Source organism: Flavobacterium sp. LC2016-13 (assembly GCF_009707955.1).
Classification (GTDB): Bacteria; Bacteroidota; Bacteroidia; order Flavobacteriales; family Flavobacteriaceae; genus Flavobacterium.
On the sequence record NZ_WMDQ01000005.1, the window covers coordinates 23,845 to 41,281 of the forward strand.

The following is a 17,437-nucleotide window of genomic DNA, read 5'->3' on the forward strand; positions in this document are numbered from 1 at the left end:
ACTTCTTAATTTTAAATAACCGGTTTATGGTTTAATTTGCTCACAGTGACCTTCACCCCCCTGATCATAGCCCACACAATGATGTCCTACGGCACAAACAGGATCTCCATAAAAACTACAAGCAATTCCTCCCTTAATAGATTGTTTCTGCTCTCTTGTTAATTCCTGAGTCCCTTCTAATTTTAAAATTTTCTTTAACATAATTACGGTTTTTTTGATTTGTTAATACTTCAATCATTTTAAGACATTTGAAGCTTCTGTCTATTTTAATTTGTATTTATACTAAAATTCATACAACATTAATTTTGACGTAAAAAAAACAGAGAGAATAACTCCTCTCTGTTTAAATATCTAAAAAAGTGTAAAATGTAATAACACAATTTTCTCTAGGAATGGCACTGGTTAGCCCTAACCAATTAAAACCAACTCAGTGACCACCTTTCCTGAGAATCCCGACACCAATCATCAATGTTGGGATATTTGCTCAATGTTCCACGATCGAGCGCCTACAAATTAAAAAAAACATGACTAAATTTTAATAAGGCTGTATTGTATTACTGTTTTATTGTTAAAAGTTTAAGAAAAAAACTAGCAACAAAGACGATTTGAATCACAAACACCAGCTGTAGTATCCAACGGACACGTTTGGCCAACAGATATTAAAACACATCCGGCTTCGATTGCAAAAACCCAACATTCAGGAATTCCTCCCTTGATTGTTTTCTGCTCAATTTTGGTTATTACTTGAGCGGTTTCCAGGTTTAAAATTTTCTTTAACATATATATATTATAATGAGCGATAAAAAATTATAATTCAGGATTTGGTGCAAGAGGAAATTTACAGTTGCCTGTGCTTCCTTCTTCTAATCCGGGAATTGTTCCGTCAGGGCAATATGAAAAACAATAAGCGCTTACCTTGTGGTTTGATGAATTATAACAAAAACATTTACAATTATCAGGCTGAACCGGTAATCCACCTAAAATGCTTTTTTGCTCTTTTATACTTAGCATTTGAGCTCCATCCAGATTTATAATATTTTTTAGCATAATTTTATTTTTTAGCAATCATTCTTTATTAACTATAAAATCAACCCTTTTGTTAAGTAACAGAGGAATTTTTCATTTCCTCTGTCCATCTTTAATTCTAAACTTAAACTAGGCTCTTATACAACGCCAAGAATCATATTCGCAAATAGATCCTTTTGGACATGTTCCGTCCTCATAGCATGCTAATCCACCTTTGATAACTTTTTTTTCCTCTTTAGAAAGCTCTTGAGCTCCTTCAAGTTTTAAAATGTTTTTTAACATAATGATTGTTTTTTGTTTGGGTTAATAATGGTCTTCAATACTTTTATAAAACAGTTGAAAATTTGTTTGTTCATTAAATTAACAAAACTTTGTTCCGTTAGGCACGCAGTCCCAATAAGCTGGCACAGTTCCAAACTCTGTACATCTTTTCGCAAAAGAACCCTCGTTACAAACCGGAGCATTACCTCCAACTATTGTTTTTTGCTCATTTGCACTTAGTTCTTCAGCTCCTTCAAGGTTTAAAATATTTTTTAGCATTACAATAAGGTTTTAATCTATTATTAACACTTCAATCATTTTAAGACATTTGAAGTTTCTGTCTGTAAATTACTGTGAGGGTAATTTTATGCTATCTTTTCAAATTCTTCTTCAAGAATCTCAACTTCTTCAACAAAATCGTTTAAGAAATATTTTAATTCGTTTAATTCATATTCGTGAGGAAATAATTTTTCATTTACAATTTTAACCGGTGTATAATTAAAATTATTTTTAGAACACCATTCGTATTGTTTTTGTATTTCCTGATTAATCATCATGCTAACAGGTTCCGTATTCCATTTTTTAAGCCATTTTTTAAGGCCAACTCTCTTAATGTGCCAATCTGAAATTGCTTCTACAATTTTTCCTGGTGTTGATCTGTTTATTGTTAAAAGCCTTTCGACAACAATTTTATATGGATTATCAACATTTTCAGGGTTAACATTAAATAGTATATTTAGAAATATCTTGTCCGGAAACTTTAAAACTAAATCAAATGCTTCCTGAAATGTTTTATGACAATGTTCGCAACTTGGACTTAAAATTATAGAAAGCTTAATTCCTGCATTTCTGTTTCCAAAATGCAAACCTCTTAAATCTTCAAATCCATTTGTATTGGGAACCTTTTTTGATAAAAAATTTAATAACGTATAATTTCTTTTAAATTTTTTAAGCTCTTTTAAGTTATTGTCACTGTTCAAAATGTTTTTTACCACCGGTTTTGCTACCAGCCAAATTGACGTTAAAAGAATCAGTGAAAATAAAAACGGAAATACGTTTGTTAAACTGAAACTTAATGTGAATAAATCTGATGCGAACCAAATAAAGCTTTGTGTTAAAACCAAAAATGAAACTGCTAAACACATAACGCACCATTTTTGTATTTCAAATTTTTGTATCCAAACAGAGGTTACTATAATAGGAATAGCCAAAAGGCTCAAGAACCCAATGAAAATTACCGAATCTGATGGTCGAAGCAATATTGCGAGAAAAGATGAACTAAAGAAAATTAATGGTAAATCTGAAAAACTAATCCATTTTGAATTTATAACATCAAAATTAATGACTGAATTACAAGATGTATTTGTTGTAAGATTGCAAAACTTAGAAATAATATTAGTTTTAAATCCCAATTTTTCCTGAACAATAAATACACTAATAATTAATCCTAAAATTGAAGTTGTTAAAAACACCAGACTAAATACATTATAGCTATTATAGAAAAATGAAAGACCAACTAAAAGTAATAAAGGAAAATAATACTTTAAATCTTTATATTCATTTTCAAAATTTTCTCTTGCAATAACATTATTTGGTTCAATTGCAACAATTACCCCATTCCAGTCTAAAAGAAAACTATCATATGATATTTTTTGAATACCATTTTTAATAGTATCTATTCGAACAAAGTTTTTTGCTCTTTCTACTAAAGTAAGTTCATCCTTAAAATAAGCTAAAAAATTAGATGGTAAATTTTCTATCTGTTCTTTAGAAACTCTTACAGCAGCATTCTCCACAGACAACAAATCTAACGAATCTGTTATTGCAAATAAACTTGGATAATTTGGATGAGAAAGAAACAAATCTTTGAACTCATTTTTTACCTCCGAGTATTTATTAATTTGAAGAAATTTCTGTACTAATTTTAGCATCTTGTTTTGTCTTTTAAATCATAACGACAATGCAAATATTGGTGTTTTTATTTAAAAAAAATGCCTAAAGGCACACATTTTATTAATTATACTACATACAATTTATAAATTATATCAGTCAGAATAATTAACACAATGTATTGTATATCAATAAATTATATTAAATTTACTTCGTTAAAAAAGCTCAAAAGCCCATTTTCGATTAAGGGTTTTCCTTTTTGTCTAGTTTTGAAATATCAATAACCGTAATACGTAAAAACATGACAAATACGACATTAACACTAGGAGATTTTGCAGTAGAAAAATTGACAAAAAAACAACAAAAAACAGTTCGTGGAGGAGATGCTCCAGAGGATGATAAAGATCCTAATAAAGGTGGCACCGGAGGAAATGGTGGGACAACATAATCTTACAAAAAGAATTTAAATTAATATAAAAGATAAACCTTAATTTATAAAATCATGGCAGGTAAAAATTTAAAGTTTGAAAGTTTTAAGATAGAAATGTTATCTAAATCTCAACAAAAAACAGTTCGAGGTGGAGATGATCCTATAGATCCCCCAAAAGATCCTAATAAAGGTGGCATTGGAGGTAATGGTGGAACTTCGTAAAATTGACAATTTTAATTAAATATTATTCGCAAACTGAGCTGGAGATACTCCAGTTCTTTTGCGAAATGATTTGGCAAAAGATACCGCGTTTTTAAATCCTACACTTTCTGCAATGGCCTGTGTAGAATATTTTCGATACATATGATTGGTAATCATTTCGTTAATTACATAATTAATTTTAAGCTCATTCGAGTATTCTCCAAATGATTTACCAAATCGTTTATTTACTACATAAGATAAATAAGTAGTATTGGTTTTTATTTTTTTGGCAACATATTGTAAAGTAAAATCGGCATTTAGATATTCTAATTTATTTTCAAGCGCCAACAATTTTTCGACAATTTTATTTTCTTTAGCCTCATCTATACTTAGATTGACATTCTCTTTTTTAAGTTGAATATCGTCTAATTCTAATGTTTCATGAGTTTCTATTTCTAAAATAGACTCGTTTTCTTTTTTCTCTAAATTCGCTTTAAATTCCTCAATTAAAGCATTCATCTTTTTATGTGCCTTATTTTTATCTCTTATATTTTTTATGAGTAAAAAGACAATTCCAATTACCAATAAGACATAAAATACTTTTAATGCTTTATTAAAAAATACTTCGTTTTCATATTTTTTCTGAATAGTGACCATTTCATCACTCAAATCATCAGTACCTAGTTTATAATTAACTTCTAAAGCCTCATTACTCAACTTAGCTTCTGATTTTTCATAATTATTTAAATAAATTTTAGAGTATTTATAAGCTAATTCAGGTTCCTTTTTTATATTATAAATTTTAGCTAAATAATAATTTGCCTTTAAGGAATTTTCGTCTTCAAAATTATTTACTTGAGAAATTGAATCTACTCTTTTTAGGAAAACGAGTGCTTTATCATATTTTTTAGAATCAAAATATAAATTACCCAAATTGTAATTGGCGATCGTAAATTCTCTGTTAAGTTTATTTTGTTTAGCAAAAATTACAATGTCGTAGTATGTTTTTTCAGCATTCTTAAAATCATTTTTCAAGTAATAAATGTTACCTAAACTTATTTTGGCGGCCATTTTATTACCCGGATTATTTTGTGAAAAAGAAATTGTTTTTGTATAAAAATAGGCAGCAGAGTCTAACAAATATTTTTTACTTTGGTTTTTCATATAAAGACTCTCATATGACCCTCCTAAAGTAATATTGTTGTTGCTTTTTATAGTATTAAATTGTTCTTTAGTATAAAAATTTTCATTATTGTTAACCACAACATCAAGCTGTCTCAAATTTTTAATAGCTAGTTCGTAATTACCTACTGCCTCATTAACGAATGCAATATTGCTTTTAAATTTTACAATCTGAATAATATCATCTAATTGTAAAGAAAGTTTAATCCCTAGTTGATAATTTTCAAGCGCTTCACTATAATTGGCTCTTTTATATTCTATTAGTCCTCCGTAGTTGTATAAGTATGATTTAAGACGTGTTTTTTCTGTAGATTCAGGCATTTTATCTAAAAATTTAAATGCCAACAAATATTTTTCTTTAGATTTGAGAGTGTTATTTTTTAACTGAAATAAGTAAGACAATGCACCATTAGCAAAAGCCAAGTGTTTATTATTGTTAGATTTTTCCATCATATGTACATATACAAAAGAGCTATCTAAGTTTTTGCTTGTATTTAGCCGAATTTTATCCTGCAAAATTAGATACTCCTGTTCTGTCAATTCTCTCTTTTGTTGACCAAAAGTGATATTCAGAACAAGAAAAAGTAGAAAAGAGATGATCAGCCTCATTTAATATGTTTTTGGAAATCAAAAATAGCTTATATAAACCCAATAAACTAGTATTAATTCGTCTTATTCTTATTTATTTTCATTACTTGTTGTAAAAATATAACAATTTAGCATTGTTTTGTTATATTTTTATTGCGTAAATTTGTTTTTGTAAAACTAACTAAACATGAAACCAGACTTATTTCAAGCACCTGATTATTATAACCTTGATGATTTATTGACAGACGAACACAAATTGGTTCGAGAATCAGCACGCGCATGGGTTAAAAGAGAAGTTTCTCCTATTATAGAAGAATACGCTCAAAAAGCAGAATTTCCAAAGCAAATTATAAAAGGTCTTGGAGAAATTGGCGGTTTTGGCCCTTATATTCCTGTAGAATATGGTGGTGCCGGACTTGATCAAATTTCGTATGGTTTAATCATGCAGGAAATTGAGCGTGGCGATTCTGGTGTAAGATCAACTTCATCTGTTCAATCTTCATTGGTAATGTATCCTATTTGGAAATATGGAAACGAGGAACAAAGAATGAAATATTTACCAAAATTGGCTACTGGCGAATTTATGGGATGTTTTGGGTTAACTGAACCAGATCATGGTTCTGATCCGGGAAGTATGATTACTAATTTTAAAGATATGGGCGATCATTATCTTTTAAATGGTGCAAAAATGTGGATTTCAAATGCTCCTTTTGCAGATATTGCTGTTGTTTGGGCAAAAAATGAAGAAGGCAGAATTCATGGTTTAATTGTAGAACGCGGAATGGAAGGTTTTACAACTCCTGAAACTCATAATAAATGGTCTCTTCGTGCATCATCAACAGGAGAATTGATTTTTGATAATGTTAAGGTTCCGAAAGAGAATTTATTACCAAATAAATCCGGATTAGGAGCACCACTTGGCTGTTTAGATTCTGCACGTTACGGAATTGCCTGGGGCGCAATTGGAGCAGCAATGGATTGTTACGATACTGCTTTGCGTTATGCAAAAGAAAGAATTCAGTTTGGAAAACCAATTGGAGGAACTCAATTGCAACAAAAGAAACTGGCCGAAATGATTACCGAAATTACAAAAGCGCAATTATTAACATGGCGTTTAGGTGTTTTAAGAAACGAAGGAAAAGCAACAACATCTCAGATCTCAATGGCAAAGCGCAACAATGTCGACATGGCAATTCATATTGCTCGTGAAGCTAGACAAATGCTAGGCGGAATGGGAATTACCGGCGAATATTCGATCATGCGTCACATGATGAATCTTGAAAGTGTTATTACTTATGAAGGAACACATGATATTCATTTATTAATAACAGGAATGGATGTAACTGGTATTGCAGCATTTAAATAGTAGACAACTATTAAAATATATACAAAAACAATACGAAAAGCTTCTTCTTAACGAGAAGCTTTTTATCTTTGCATAAAAATTACGCAAATGAATATTGAAACTATACACAATAGCATTCAACCTCAAAAAGAACAACTTTTACAACATTCTTTATACAATAAAATTCAAAGTATTGATGATCTGCACAGTTTTGTAGAGAACCATGTTTTTGCTGTTTGGGATTTTATGTCATTATTAAAAGCGCTGCAAGCCAAACTTACTTGTACAACAACGCCTTGGTTTGCAACAAAAAATCCGGAAACAAGATATTTAATCAACGAAATTGTTCTTGCAGAAGAAACTGATTTAACGATTGACGGAAGAAGACAAAGCCATTACGAAATGTATCTTGAAGCAATGGAAGATTTTGGTGCCGATACAACCGGAATTAATAATTTTCTATCTGAAGTAAATTCGCTTCATAATATTTTTGTTGCCATCAAACAAAGTTCATTACATCCTAATGTAAAAGCTTTTTTAGATTTTACTTTTAGAGTTATTGAAGAAGGTAAACCACATGAAATTGCTGCTGCATTTACTTTTGGAAGAGAAGATTTGATTCCGAGTATGTTTACCGAAATCCTGAAAAACTTTCAAACAAACTTACCTGAAGCCAATTTAAATAAATTGATTTATTACTTTGAAAGACACATAGAACTTGACGCCGATGAACACGGACCAATGGCTATGAAAATGATTTCTGATTTATGTGAAGATGACGCTCAAAAATGGAAAGAAGTTGAAGAAATTTCGATTCTTGCATTAGAAAAACGAATCGGTCTTTGGAATGCCATTGAAGAAGAAATTCTGATGAAAACAGAAATGGTTTAAAAACCAAAACAATATATTTAACGTAACTATTTGTTTAGAACGAGCCTGAATCTAATTTAAACAAATTATGAAATCACAAATCAAACAAATAGTTACCGTTATTCTTTCCGTATTCCTTTTAAGCTGTAGTGCTGATGAAACAAATTCAGAAACTTCAGGTGATCCGATAGTTTCAATTCCAAAAATTCCGCTTGCAAGCAAAATAAAATATTTAGCTTTAGGAGACAGCTATACTATTGGTCAAAGTGTTTGCGAAACTTGTCGTTATCCGGAACAATTAAATGCTAGTTTAAAAGCAATTTATCCCGAAACAAGTTTTACTTTAAATATAATTGCCAAAACAGGCTGGACAACTTCAAATTTAATTTCGGCTGTAAACGAACAAAATCCACAATCAAATTATGATTTGGTTACTTTATTAATTGGAGTAAATAACCAATATCAAGGCAGAGATTTTTCGATTTATGAAAAAGAATTTCCCGAACTCGTTACAAAAGCAATAACCCTGGCAAAAGGCGATAAAAAAAATGTAATTGTTCTTTCGATTCCTGATTATGCCTATACTCCTTTTGGAACAATGTTTGGTGGAACAACAAAAATTTCAAATGAAATAAGTCAATACAATACTTTTGCAGAGAATTATTGCAAGGCAAACGGAGTTCTTTTTATCTCTATTACAGATATTACTCAAAGAGGTATTCAAAACCCTGATTTAGTCGCTCCAGATGGCCTACATCCTTCAAAAGAAGCTTACACTTTATTTGTAGATCGAATTTTACCGAAAGTAAAAGTGGTTTTGCAGGATTAAATCTTTTCTTGAAACCTTCATATAATTTATTCAGTAGATAATCGTAAAACCATAATCCGAAAAATATACTTAATTTTGTAAAAAGTTGATTCTTCACAATTCAAATTCTGAAAACAGATTCAAAAAACATGAAATTAAGCCCTGAAGAATTAATAGTAATCATTGATCCACAAAAGGATTTTACTGATATTGAAGGAGCTTACGCAAAAAATCATCCCGATATTAGCCAGATACAAGAAGTTAAAGCCCGAATAAACAAACTGACAAAACAATTTGACCAAAATAGATTTGTAATTATTTATTCGAATTATCAAAAGGATCAATTTGGTGCCGGAATATCAATGTGCATTCAAGGCACGAGAGGTCATGAAATTGATATCGATTTTGATGATGCTTCTCAACTGATTTCAAAAACGCAGCATAGTAGTTTTTCATCTGAAGCTTTTAAAATTTTCCTTCAAAGAAATAACATCCGTAAACTTTTATTATGTGGTTTTTTGGCAGAATACTGCATTAAACAAACGGCTCTTGATGCGCTCCAGAAAGGTTATGAAGTCAATCTTCTTCAGGAATTTATAGGTACCGGAAATGACGTACAAGAACGAAAACAAGAAATGTTAGTCGATTTAGAAAACAAAGGCGCAACAATCGTCAAGGATACTTTTGATTGTATATAAATGTGCATGCTACAGAATAAAAAACACTTATAATGGAATTTTTTAAAACCACAAATAAAGATATCGATGCCGTTTTCGAAATCTATAACGAAGCTACATCATATCAAAAAACAGTTAATAATAAAAGCTGGAGAGGTTTTGAAAGAAGTCTAATCGAAAAAGAAATAGCAGAAAACCGTCATTTTATAATAAAAGAAGATGATGAAATTGCCTGTACTTTTGTGCTCACTTTTGATGATTTAATTATCTGGAAAGAAGCCAGTAAAGATCCTGCAATATACCTTCACAGAATTGCCACAAATCCAAAATTCAGAGGTCAATCGTATGTCAAAAAAATTGTAGAATGGGCAAAAACATACGCGAAGGAAAATAACAAATCCTATATTAGACTTGACACGCACAGCGGAAACGAAAGAATCAACAAATATTATACAAGTTGCGGTTTTGACTATAAAGGAATCAGTACTATAGAATGGACAAACGAATTACCGGAACATTATAAAGAAGGTTCTTTTAGTTTGTTTGAGATTAAGATTTGATAAAATTATTCAATATCCAAAACTAAACTATCCGTTCGTTCTTTTGTCAGATAATCAATTGCAAACAAAATATTGGATAAATCTTTTGTTCTTTTACTTCTTTATAACAAATATTAAGTTTTGTATAAAAATCTTTTGATGTTAGTCCGCCAATTACTTCATTCGTAATTCATAATTACGTTCAATCTCTGTTACTTCTTCTTCCGTCAAGACAGAAAATTCTTTTTCAACAGCTCTTTTTGAAAGTTTTCCGTCATTTTGTTCCAAAAATCGAATAAGCAATGCAATCATTTTATCTGGCATTTGAAAAACATCATCCAAATAACTTTTCATTTCATCGTATTTTTGAAGATAAGTTACTTCTTGCGGAATAACATTTTCAATGGTGTCATTTACACAATCGTACAAAAACTCCGCTTGCTTTGTGGCATCAAAATAACGGTAAAAATCGATGGTTTCATTCAAAACTTCAATATTGTTAGACTTTGTTTTTTCCCATTCTATAAAGTCAAGTAATGAATGCGAATACGATTCTAATACATTTCGATAATCATCAATATGATTTAAAATAGAAGCCGAAACAGGAAAAATAATTCCCTGATGTGTAAATTTCATTTTTGATAAAATATGATGAATTAAATAACGGTGAATTCTTCCATTACCATCTACATACGGATGAATAAATACAAACCCAAAAGCGATTGCCGAAGCTGACAAAACAGGGTCGAAATTAGATTCTTCGAGTTTTTTATAAGTAGCAATCAATCCATCAATTAGTTTTTCAATATCTTCTTTTTTTGCCGAAATATGCTCTGGCATTGGTTCGCCGGTTGTACGTTCATGTTCGCCTACAAAACCACCTTCTTTTCTAAAACCCATTTCTATAAAACGGCTGTTTTCGATTACAATTTGCTGTAAACGAATAAGTTCTTCCTTGTCTAAAGATTTTGAACCAGCCTGACCAATCGCTTTTCCCCAGCGCACAGCACGATTTGTAGTAGGATTTTCGCCTTCAATTGTAAAGGATGCTTTTGAATCTTTTAGTAATAAAAATGCAGATGCTCTTTGTAAAACATCTTTATGAAAGGTTTTTAAATAAGTATCTTTTTTTTGAGAAAGGTTTTCTTCGATATAACTTTTTAGTTTGTCTGTTTTAAAAATTAACGGACAAAAATCTACAGTTCCAGGTAAATTATTAATAATTCGATGACGAGCAGATTTTAAGCCATTTGTTAAAGAAAATTGCTTCTTATCATCTATCAAATTAAGATACTTAATTTTAACATCGGCATCTGGAATATGAAGATTTTCGTTCATTAACCACTCATACAAAAACCAGATTTTTCGAACATATTGCCCTGTAGGTTCTTTATTTACAGCTTGTTCAATTTCTTCTCTTGAAATTTTATCAAAAAGCTTTTTAAAAAACAACAAATTGATTCCTTCATATCGCAAAGCAAATACTAAATGTTTTAGTAAAGTATCTTCAGGCTGGTAACTTGGAGGATAGACATCGAAATTTTCAGTAGAATATTTTTTGTTTTTTTTGCTGATAATAGAAATAGTTGCGGGCATAGGTAAAGATAAATGCAAACCATCTATGATTGCTGTATAACCAACTATTGTAGCTTCTTCTGGTAATTTTTTACCATCAAAAACAGACGCTGTACGAGAAATTAATACGCTATTCATTGTTTTTTATAAAAAAGACACGCTTGTTAAAAAATAAAGATACTTTTAATTTTTACAAAAAACAAACGCGATTCATAAAAATCAAACGCTAATAACTATTTTACAGTAAAAACGAACGCTGTTTGAAACTTATTTTGCTTCCCAAAAGCAACGTTTAGGAGAAACTATTAAATCTTCATCCTTCAACATTTTCATTGCTTTATCTACTTCTTTTCGATCCAATTTAGTTAACTCAACTACTTTACCTACATTTACAGGCTGTTCGGCTTTTTTTATAGCATCTAATACTTGATTTTTGATTTCCATGATTTTTTATGTTTTAATAATTGCAAAAATAATAAATATTTTCCTATAAATAATTATTGCTTTTTTGGAGTTTGTGATTAAGTTTTGAGCTTATTTTTTAGATTTCAAGATAAAACCATCCGGCAAATAGCATAAAAGAAGATTGATGGGCTATTGTTTTTATTAAATCATCTAAAAACTGTATTCTTACATAAATATAAAAACAGTATCTTACAAAACCGAACCTGTTTTTTACTGAAATCTATTTTTCTTTAAGATTTTTTAAATACCTTTGATTCATGAGCACAGTAACAAAACCATATCATATAGGGCGAAAAATTAGCCGTATTCGTGAACTTAAAGACATGAAACAAGAAGCACTTGCACAGGCTTTGGGAACAAATCAGCAAGCTATTTCGGCTATGGAAAACAGCGAAACCATAGACGAAGAAAAGTTGAAAGAAGTAGCAAAAGCTCTTGGCGTAACTGTTGAAGCAATTAAAAACTTTTCTGAAGAAAATGTGATTAATTACTTTAATACTATTTACGATAATGACTTTAGTTATAGCAATGGAGCCATTCAATCAAATAATTGCTCATTCAATCCTCTTGACAAAGTTGTGGAGCTTTACGAACGTTTAGTGCAAGCTGAAAAGGATAAGAATGAGTATTTGGAGAAATTATTAAAAGGGAAATAAGTTTTTTTTCTGTAGACAGGATTCAATATAAGTCTTTTCCTGCTTATAATACAAATCTATTGAATTTTAAACTTATAGGATACACCAGAAATTCATAGATAAAAGTAATTACATCACTATTATTTACGCAATAGAGATTTATTTAATGTCAAAATTGGAAACGTAGTAGGGCAAAAATCACCGTCATGCGTTATTAGACAAATTTCAAGACCTGAGCTTTGTATAATATACTCAAAATACATATCATTATAATCCATTGATGGTTTCAATTTGTTAAGCAGATCTGAGTATTGTATATTTGTGAAATAATCTTCAATTTGAATTATGTGCTCTTTATATGACTTTATATCATCTAACAAAATAGGGAGTTGAGTATTATAATCACTATTCACATTATCACGATAATCATTTTTAAATGTATATTGCTTATACTTAGCCTGACCAAAATATTCTTTCATGAATATTTCACGTAATGAAGTGTTGATAATTTCCGATAAAAGTGTATTTGATAAAACTATTTTTACATAAGTTCCCTTTTTTGCAATACTAGCAGGCAACTGATTTAAACGCTCATTATGATTGATTATATCTTCAAGAAACGCAATATAAGGCTCTACATCTTTATCACTATCTGATAAAATTGTATACTTAAGAAAAGCAATCCAAATATTTGTATCTACAAAATAATATTTATAATCGAAATAATTAAAACCAACAATATTTTTAACTAAACCCATTTATAAGTTTAATTAAATAAGTCTAATATTGCTTTATCAGTAGTTTTAAAGTTTGTAGTATTATGAAATTGGGAGTGTCTTAGAGAATTATTTATTTTTTCTTCAAAAATATTATTCCCTATATTTTCTAGGATAATTAAATCTCTAAAATTTTCTATTTCCATCGCCAATCTACCAAAAGAAGCATTGCAAAAACCAGAAGTTAAATTTTCTATTTCGCTAAAATCAACTACTAATTTATTATTACTTTTAATCTCATTGGAAATAACATCATACAATGATAAGCCAGAACTTCTAAGAATTGCATTAGAAGAACCAATTATTTCCTTAATTTTTAAGTTTGTCATAATTATAGTTATTTCTGTTATCAGTAGTACTAATATACAAAAAGTATGCAAATGTACATAATTATATTTAGTTTTTTAAAATTAAATTAATAGTCGTCCCCTTTATGTTATTATTTATCTTTCTAAATATTTTTTTATTATCAACAAACTCAAAAAAAGAATCACCCGAAATAATCTGCATAGAAGAACCACTTTCGTAACAATATTTCAAAACTCCTGACAATCCAGTCCCACCTGGCTCACCTATTTTAGTTGTGTTTCCACTAAGCGCCCACAGTATTGCATCTTTTGAACACATAATTGGAACATCATCATTTTGAGTACGAATTGCAATTTTTCCGAGAAACCCATCTCCATGATCTACAATTGTGAATTTTGTTAAGTTCTTTCGTGGATACATTTGACCACAAACATAACAGCCGATACTTGAATTTGCATGAGTATCAATATTATCAAAAATTTCAAAATAATTATTGCTAAGATTAATTTTCTGATCCACACTAAGATTGCTTAGCGACCTATGATTGATGAAGTTTGCTTCAATATAATTAACAAAATCGTCACTATTTGAATTATCAAAATTACCTAATGATATAGTAGATTCATTAATGTCATCAACCCTGAAACCTTCATCATCCATGACCATTTTAAAGAAATTATTTCTTAGTAGTACATCTGCAACTGCACAAGATCCTATTGCATCAATTTCAAATTTTATATTATTCTCCTTTTTTAATGTATTGCAATATAAAATAAGATTTGCTGACATATTAGCATCAAACCACTTAAGCTTAGAAAAATCTAATTTTATAATTTTATTTTTATGTTGATTACATATGGTGAAAAATTGCAGTAATGATTCATAACCAATCATACTTGTCTTAATATCTCCCCAAAATGAATAATTTATTACTTCAATAGACTCTAGTACATTCACCATTTAACATGTTAATTATTTCAAATTTAACATATTTAAACCATATCACAAATTTTTATTCATTATCTTCTGTAATTTCAGCTTGACAGTTCAAATAATTTGAAGCCTAAATTAAAATAAAAAAATCATAGACAAATTTACAAAATGCGACCTACAATACAGAGACCATACGTCTTATTAAAAACAGTAAAGTACTAATTATCATATAATTATATTTTATAAAACCGAGAAAAATTGATTCAACCCCACAAACAGTGTTGTAAAAAAATAAATTCTTGTTTTTCCATCTTAAAAAGAAGTTTTTGCATTGGGATTATTACAACAGAAACAACAGATTTGCTAATTGGAGAAAGTTAATAAAAAAACCCCGAAATACAGATTCCGAGGTTTGATATTATTTAAGTTAAAATTTAGCAGAGAGGAAGGGATTCGAACCCTCGATACAGTTACCCATATACTAGCTTTCCAGGCTAGCTCCTTAAACCACTCGGACACCTCTCTAAATTGGTCTGCAAAGAACACAAAAAAATCTGAGTTACAAAAGCAAAATCAAACATTACTTTACATGCTTTTTCTAAATTCTTCCATAAACAGTTTTACAGCCTTTTTTTGGTAACTTCCAATCGTAAGCATAAACGATTCTCTTTTCGTTGGAACTCCCGTAATTTGGATTGCTTTGAGATCGTCCCAGCCTTTTAAGGCTTTTTCGGCTACAATTGTCGCAAAATCACTTTCATGTACCATTTGCAATAGCGCATGAATAGAGTTTAATTCTATCGCAATTTTAGGTTTCATTTTATTTCTCGCAAACAATTCTTCAACAAATTCTCTTGAATTCGATCCTTTTCCAGGTAAAACAAGCGGAATTTCTTCTATTCTCTTAAATGCAATTTTATCTAAAGCTGCCAAAGAATGTGATTTAGAAACCGCCATAACCATTTGCGAAGTAAATAAAGGCACTTTCTCAACAGGAAGATCTATTTCATGCGACGTAATAACCAAAACCAGATCTAACTCGTTATTCATTAATTTTTGTTCTAAGGCTTCAGTTGTTCCGTATTCTACGACAATTTTAAGATTTGGGTATCTTTTTGCAAAAGCATTAACAACAGGCAGAATCAAAAGTCCAAAAATATAAGTTACGCCAATTCGTAATTCTCCGCCAATCATTTGGTTCAAATCATCAATTGCCTGTTTACCGCTTTGTACATTTTCTATAATTTGCTTGGCGTGAATCAGAAAAACAGATCCAGCTTCAGTAAGTTGTACTTTTTTACCAATCCTGAAAAACAAAGGCATTCCGAGTTCTTCTTCCAGTTTTTTTATCTGTTGTGATAATCCGGATTGCGTTACAAAACACAATTCAGCTGCTTTTGTAAAATGAAGAACTTCAGCTGTTTTAATAAAATATTGTAATTGATAAATTTCCATATTGATAAGTTTAAATACTTATTATCAGTAAAATTATTAATTTTTCTAATGAAATCATAATCCCGAACTTTGTAAAAAAATATCAAGCATCATGTTTAAGGCCTTAAAATCAAAAAACTTCAAATTATTCTTTTACGGACAATCGGTTTCTGTAGTTGGAACCTGGCTTCAAAAAACGGCAGTAAGCTGGATGGTTTATAGTGTAACTGGTTCGGTTTTTTTACTTGGCTTAACTACTTTTTTAAGTATGATTCCGTCTCTGTTTCTGGCTCCGTTAGCAGGAAGTATTATTGGACGTTATGATAAACACCGAGCCATGATTTTGCTGCAATCTTTGGCAATGCTTCAGGCTGGTGCTCTGGCTTTATTGATTTATTTAAAAATATACAACATCAACTTTATTCTGGCGCTGAGTTTAATTCAGGGAATCATAAATTCTTTTGATATGACTTGCCGACAAACCATGATGATTGATATTGTAGACAACAAAGAAGATTTGCCAAATGCAGTTGCTTTAAACTCAACTTTAAATAATTTTGCCCGAATTGCAGGACCCGCAATGGCCGGAATTATTCTGCACAATTATGGTGAAGACATTTGTTTTATTGGAAATTTCCTGAGCTACATTCCGGTTTTAGTTTCTTTATTAATGATGAAAATTACGCCGCATATAAAAGCAACTGATAAATTTAAAATGCTGGAAGATTTTATTGAAGGTTTAGATTATGTGAAAAAAGAAACTGAAATGGCAAAAATGCTTTTAATGTTGATGTGCAGCAGTTTATTTGTTATTTCTTTTAATACTTTGATGCCTGTTTTTGCCAAAGATATTTTTAGCGGAAATGCTGAAACTTTTAGCTGGTTTGAAAGTGCGGCCGGAATTGGTTCGATTTTATCAGCAATTTATTTGGCCAATCTTAAAAAATCAGACAACATGAACAAAATAATGATCGCTGCGAGTTTATTATTAGGCTTTAGCATTATTATACTTGCTTACTCAAATAGTTTGATTATAGCGCTTATATGCATGGGATTAAGTGGTGTTGGAATGATGGCACAAACCTCATCTATAAACATTTACGTTCAAACTCAAAGTGCTGTAAATATGCGTTCCAGAAGTATTAGTTATTATTTAATGGCTTATCAGGGAATGATTCCTGTGGGAAGTTTAATAATTGGATATGTTTCGCATATTATCGGAACAAGAACAACGGTTGCAATTCAGGGAATAATATGTATTGTTTCGGTAATTGTTTATGTGTATTATAAAAATCGCAGTTCTCAGGAAGAGTTAGAAACTTGTCCGGTTCATTATAAAAATTAAAAAGGGATTATGTCATTTCAACAAAACAGAAATCACATAATGTATTTACAGTTCGTTGCTCTCTGGATGTGATTTCTCCTACGTCGAAATGACACAACGGCGCTGCATTTACTTCACTTAAATAAATTTATATCACTTTATGGTGAAA

At 30.2% G+C, this 17,437-nt stretch carries 22 protein-coding genes and 1 tRNA gene; 9 read left to right on the forward strand and 14 right to left on the reverse strand.

The features are described 5' to 3' along the window. Positions 1–24: 24 nt before the first annotated feature. The 6 genes from GKZ86_RS11745 to GKZ86_RS11770 form a co-directional block, all read right to left on the reverse strand. Positions 25–201, reverse strand: coding sequence for a hypothetical protein (locus tag GKZ86_RS11745; RefSeq protein ID WP_154783312.1), 177 nt, complete (start codon positions 199–201; stop codon positions 25–27). 387 nt (positions 202–588) lie between these two features. Then, a complete protein-coding gene (locus GKZ86_RS11750) occupies positions 589–780 on the reverse strand; it encodes a hypothetical protein (protein ID WP_154783313.1) in 192 nt (63 codons plus the stop codon). A 27-nt stretch (positions 781–807) separates the two neighbouring features. Further along, positions 808–1,047, reverse strand: a complete 240-nt coding sequence (locus GKZ86_RS11755; protein WP_154783314.1) for a hypothetical protein — start codon at positions 1,045–1,047, stop codon at positions 808–810. 108 nt (positions 1,048–1,155) lie between these two features. Next, positions 1,156–1,308 carry a hypothetical protein gene (locus GKZ86_RS11760; protein WP_154783315.1) on the reverse strand — a complete coding sequence of 51 codons (153 nt, stop codon included), beginning with the start codon at positions 1,306–1,308 and terminating at the stop codon, positions 1,156–1,158. Between the two features lie 78 nt (positions 1,309–1,386). Then, a complete protein-coding gene (locus GKZ86_RS11765) occupies positions 1,387–1,566 on the reverse strand; it encodes a hypothetical protein (RefSeq protein WP_154783316.1) in 180 nt (59 codons plus the stop codon). Positions 1,567–1,652: 86 nt separating this feature from the next. Next, positions 1,653–3,218: a vitamin K epoxide reductase family protein gene (locus GKZ86_RS11770; protein ID WP_154783317.1), complete on the reverse strand. Its 1,566-nt coding sequence runs from the start codon at positions 3,216–3,218 to the stop codon at positions 1,653–1,655. A 260-nt stretch (positions 3,219–3,478) separates the two neighbouring features. Here GKZ86_RS11770 and GKZ86_RS11775 point away from each other — a divergent pair, with 260 nt between their 5' ends. Together GKZ86_RS11775 and GKZ86_RS11780 are read left to right on the forward strand one after the other, a co-directional pair. Continuing rightward, the gene (locus tag GKZ86_RS11775; protein ID WP_154783318.1) at positions 3,479–3,625 is read left to right on the forward strand and encodes an rSAM-modified peptide; all 147 of its coding nucleotides are present in this window, start codon (positions 3,479–3,481) and stop codon (positions 3,623–3,625) included. Positions 3,626–3,679: 54 nt separating this feature from the next. Beyond that, a complete protein-coding gene (locus GKZ86_RS11780) occupies positions 3,680–3,829 on the forward strand; it encodes an rSAM-modified peptide (protein WP_154783319.1) in 150 nt (49 codons plus the stop codon). A gap of 15 nt (positions 3,830–3,844) precedes the next feature. Here GKZ86_RS11780 and GKZ86_RS11785 read toward each other — a convergent pair whose 3' ends face one another. Continuing rightward, positions 3,845–5,530, reverse strand: a complete 1,686-nt coding sequence (locus GKZ86_RS11785) for a helix-turn-helix domain-containing protein (RefSeq protein ID WP_228526519.1) — start codon at positions 5,528–5,530, stop codon at positions 3,845–3,847. A 235-nt stretch (positions 5,531–5,765) separates the two neighbouring features. On the opposite strand from GKZ86_RS11785, the gene GKZ86_RS11790 reads away from it, so the two are divergent. The 5 genes from GKZ86_RS11790 to GKZ86_RS11810 all read left to right on the forward strand — a co-directional run bounded on the left by GKZ86_RS11790 (position 5,766) and on the right by GKZ86_RS11810 (position 9,838). Next, positions 5,766–6,944, forward strand: coding sequence for an acyl-CoA dehydrogenase family protein (locus tag GKZ86_RS11790; RefSeq protein ID WP_154783321.1), 1,179 nt, complete (start codon positions 5,766–5,768; stop codon positions 6,942–6,944). 87 nt (positions 6,945–7,031) lie between these two features. Beyond that, positions 7,032–7,814 (forward strand): DUF3050 domain-containing protein, encoded by a 783-nt coding sequence (locus GKZ86_RS11795; RefSeq protein WP_154783322.1) that lies wholly within the window; start codon positions 7,032–7,034, stop codon positions 7,812–7,814. 67 nt (positions 7,815–7,881) lie between these two features. Next, positions 7,882–8,622, forward strand: a complete 741-nt coding sequence (locus GKZ86_RS11800; RefSeq protein WP_154783323.1) for an SGNH/GDSL hydrolase family protein — start codon at positions 7,882–7,884, stop codon at positions 8,620–8,622. A 128-nt stretch (positions 8,623–8,750) separates the two neighbouring features. After that, positions 8,751–9,299 (forward strand): cysteine hydrolase family protein, encoded by a 549-nt coding sequence (locus tag GKZ86_RS11805; RefSeq protein ID WP_154783324.1) that lies wholly within the window; start codon positions 8,751–8,753, stop codon positions 9,297–9,299. Positions 9,300–9,331: 32 nt separating this feature from the next. After that, the gene (locus tag GKZ86_RS11810) at positions 9,332–9,838 is read left to right on the forward strand and encodes a GNAT family N-acetyltransferase (RefSeq protein ID WP_154783325.1); all 507 of its coding nucleotides are present in this window, start codon (positions 9,332–9,334) and stop codon (positions 9,836–9,838) included. A gap of 153 nt (positions 9,839–9,991) precedes the next feature. On the opposite strand, the gene GKZ86_RS11815 is transcribed toward GKZ86_RS11810, so the two are convergent. Next, positions 9,992–11,530, reverse strand: coding sequence for a Fic family protein (locus GKZ86_RS11815; RefSeq protein ID WP_154783326.1), 1,539 nt, complete (start codon positions 11,528–11,530; stop codon positions 9,992–9,994). A gap of 129 nt (positions 11,531–11,659) precedes the next feature. Continuing rightward, positions 11,660–11,836, reverse strand: coding sequence for a MarR family transcriptional regulator (locus tag GKZ86_RS11820; RefSeq protein WP_154783327.1), 177 nt, complete (start codon positions 11,834–11,836; stop codon positions 11,660–11,662). A gap of 278 nt (positions 11,837–12,114) precedes the next feature. Between GKZ86_RS11820 and GKZ86_RS11825 the strand changes: the two genes are divergently transcribed. Further along, a complete protein-coding gene (locus GKZ86_RS11825) occupies positions 12,115–12,513 on the forward strand; it encodes a helix-turn-helix domain-containing protein (protein WP_154783328.1) in 399 nt (132 codons plus the stop codon). A gap of 119 nt (positions 12,514–12,632) precedes the next feature. On the opposite strand, the gene GKZ86_RS11830 is transcribed toward GKZ86_RS11825, so the two are convergent. The 5 genes from GKZ86_RS11830 to GKZ86_RS11850 form a co-directional block, all read right to left on the reverse strand. Next, complete coding sequence (locus GKZ86_RS11830) at positions 12,633–13,250, reverse strand: hypothetical protein (RefSeq protein WP_154783329.1); 618 nt, start codon at positions 13,248–13,250, stop codon at positions 12,633–12,635. 8 nt (positions 13,251–13,258) lie between these two features. Beyond that, a complete protein-coding gene (locus tag GKZ86_RS11835) occupies positions 13,259–13,597 on the reverse strand; it encodes an STAS-like domain-containing protein (protein ID WP_154783330.1) in 339 nt (112 codons plus the stop codon). 67 nt (positions 13,598–13,664) lie between these two features. Continuing rightward, positions 13,665–14,537, reverse strand: a complete 873-nt coding sequence (locus GKZ86_RS11840; RefSeq protein ID WP_154783331.1) for a hypothetical protein — start codon at positions 14,535–14,537, stop codon at positions 13,665–13,667. 411 nt (positions 14,538–14,948) lie between these two features. Then, positions 14,949–15,035: transfer RNA gene (locus GKZ86_RS11845), tRNA-Ser, on the reverse strand. 60 nt (positions 15,036–15,095) lie between these two features. Beyond that, a complete protein-coding gene (locus GKZ86_RS11850; protein WP_154783332.1) occupies positions 15,096–15,965 on the reverse strand; it encodes a LysR substrate-binding domain-containing protein in 870 nt (289 codons plus the stop codon). A gap of 91 nt (positions 15,966–16,056) precedes the next feature. Between GKZ86_RS11850 and GKZ86_RS11855 the strand changes: the two genes are divergently transcribed. Then, complete coding sequence (locus tag GKZ86_RS11855) at positions 16,057–17,289, forward strand: MFS transporter (protein ID WP_154783333.1); 1,233 nt, start codon at positions 16,057–16,059, stop codon at positions 17,287–17,289. The last annotated feature ends 148 nt before the right edge of the window (positions 17,290–17,437 follow it).